Annotated in this window: 2 protein-coding genes; one reads left to right on the top strand and one right to left on the bottom strand. The window is 69.6% G+C overall.

The window, feature by feature from the left end:
- Positions 1-81: 81 nt before the first annotated feature.
- A complete protein-coding gene (locus tag Q0R63_RS24220) occupies positions 82-333 on the bottom strand; it encodes a relaxase domain-containing protein (RefSeq protein ID WP_295702941.1) in 252 nt (83 codons plus the stop codon).
- Positions 334-379: 46 nt separating this feature from the next.
- On the opposite strand from Q0R63_RS24220, the gene Q0R63_RS24215 reads away from it, so the two are divergent.
- The gene (locus tag Q0R63_RS24215; protein ID WP_295702938.1) at positions 380-1849 is read left to right on the top strand and encodes a hypothetical protein; all 1470 of its coding nucleotides are present in this window, start codon (positions 380-382) and stop codon (positions 1847-1849) included.
- Positions 1850-2405 lie beyond the last annotated feature (556 nt).

Raw genomic sequence — 2405 nt, 5'->3', positions numbered from 1 at the left:
TTGATGTCCCCTTTTTAGTGAATACTCGTGTGAAGTGTGTCGATGACAATCGGGATAGTAATATGGACATTTCGGTTTGTTTCAGTTGGCGTACACCCGGTACGGCTGGCCCAGCCACGCTGCCCGGACCTGGGCGCGGTCGTCGAGGCCCTCTGCGACGGCCTGCGCGCGCAGCTGCCCGGCCAGCGGGTGATGGCCCGAGCCGAACAGGTTGAGCATCTGCTCCGCGGTGACCGGATCGCCGGCGGCCACACCCACCAGACCAGTCATGCCGCTGCCCAGCCATACCCCGGGCGCCTCACCCCTGGCGGTGTAAGTTCCCGCCCGGCGCATCAGGTGTCATCGTCGAGCTGGTTGAGCTCGCCCGACAGGCCGGCACGTGACCGGGGTCGACGCCCACAGCGGCGACATCGACATCGACGGCGACGCCGACGACGTTGACGGGCGCAGCGTCGGTGAGCTTCTCCTCGATGCCGACCTCACCTCCCGAGACCTGCTCTGGGACCCCGACCCAGACACCGCGACAGCCAAGGTGCGCACCTTCGGCGAGGTCGTCGAGGCCGCAGCCGAGCTGTGGCAGGCCATCCCCGACCCGGACGCCGAGCTCAGCATGGCCCGCATCCACCAGGTCGCCACGCACCTCCACCGCACCCAGCAGCGCACCGGGTGGCCAGGAACCGGGCCGACCGACCCGCACCTGGAAATCGTCGCCGACACCCTGGTCCGAGCAGCCGAACTGGTCACCGCCCGACGCCACCCCACCGCGCCCCTGTCCGAGACCGGGCACCTCGACTCCGAAGCCGCCCGAACCCGGATCATGCACATCCTCTATGTCTCGTCCCACGGCGTCAGCACCGCGCTTACCGGGCACACCCGCTCGCTCCAACAGCGCCTCGACACCCGCAAGACACTCGCGCCGGGGGACTCGATCCGGCACGCGCGAGACGCCAGGGAACGGGTCAGCGCCGTCGAACGCCTCGCCGGGTCCTACCTGCACCCTCGGTGGCCCACCGCCCTCGCCGGCGCCCACCGAGACCGCAGCGAGATCGTCGGGCTCGACCGCGCCGTCGCCCGATGGCACCTGCAGGCCCACCGCAGCCTCGCGGCTCCACCGTCCGCCGCCAACATCGCCTACGTCGTACGCGTTCAACAGGACCTCGCCCTCGCGACCAGCGTCATCACCGCCGCCGCCGATAGCCGCGGACTCCGCGGCCCGCACCCGGACACCGACCGGATCCGCCCCGCCCTCGCCGGCCTCGAGCAGGCCTGGGGCCAGCTCGGCACGGACCTCGGCCAGATGATCGGACGGCAGCGCCGTCTCGACCCTGAGCTCCTACTCGCCGGCAACAACGTCCGGGCAGCCCTGCGCGACATCACCCACGACCAGCACGGGTTCACCAGCCCCACACTCATGGCCGACCGTGTCGACCTTCAAGACGCGACGACCAGTCTCCAGCGCGGCCTCAGCGCTACCGTCGACCTCGCCCACGTCGTCCACGACGCCCTCGACGACCCCGACCTCACCGCTGCAGCCCGAGGCGCCCACGCCATGGCCACCAGCACTGCCGGCCCGCCACAAGGCCCCGCCGCCTGGGTCACCGCCCGCGACCTCCACCACGACCGGCAGGCCCGCCTCCCCCCACCCGTGCGCACCACCCTCCTCGACCACGCCGCAAAGGTCATCGACACGGCCGCAGCCGCCGACTCGGTGAGTGCCGCAGTGTCCCCCGCCCCCTCCCGCAGCCGTGAGCAGAGCGCGCTTACCGGGCAACGCACCCAGAACCTCACACCACCCGCCATGGACAGGACACCTGGCGTCAACGCACCAGGTATCGGCTGCGAACGATGACGCATTCACCGTCGGCACATGGTGATGCGTCCGACGCGTGTGCCTGCATACCCGACCCCGGCCGGCAACACCTCGAGGTAGGGAGCCGGGAGGCGCCGCCGAGGTCGCTTACCAGCGGCGTCGGCCACCACGGCGTGGTGCTCCGCAACATTGGGGATACCGAGGACTCTGGCGGCGGCGGCCGGCCGACCCTCGAGAGGTGAGGCTCCTTGACCCTGCCCTCCAGGTCGGGCCGGTCATGGATAGCACTTCGATCAGCGCTCAGAACAGGCGCTCAACTCCGCACTCAAATGACCGGCGGGCGGGTCTGAGGCCCCTTCCCTGCAGTGACGTCACTCTCGTAGGTGCCGGACGGATGTCGCTGCTCACCCATGCCTCCTGCGTGCGCGCAGGTCAGTACCGATAACTGTCATTATCGGGGGTAAAAAGTCAGGGGGGTGAAGTGACACGGGGTCACAGTTACGGCGATCCGTTTTAACACGGATGTGGGCCGGGGGTGTCCGCGCATCGGGGTGTGACCATTGGCGTGCACAGGCGGACAGTGCCGCTCGGGCAG

The organism is Lapillicoccus sp. (genome assembly GCF_025353065.1).
GTDB lineage: Bacteria > Actinomycetota > Actinomycetes > Actinomycetales > Dermatophilaceae > Lapillicoccus.
The sequence above is the reverse complement of the archived record's forward strand: the minus strand, read 5'-3'. Positions and strand labels throughout refer to the sequence as shown.

What these genes read in the sequence shown, in the direction of transcription:
- Q0R63_RS24220 (WP_295702941.1), bottom strand. Translation starts at nt 333, where the DNA reads ATGCGCCGGGCGGGAACTTACACCGCCAGGGGTGAGGCGCCCGGGGTA.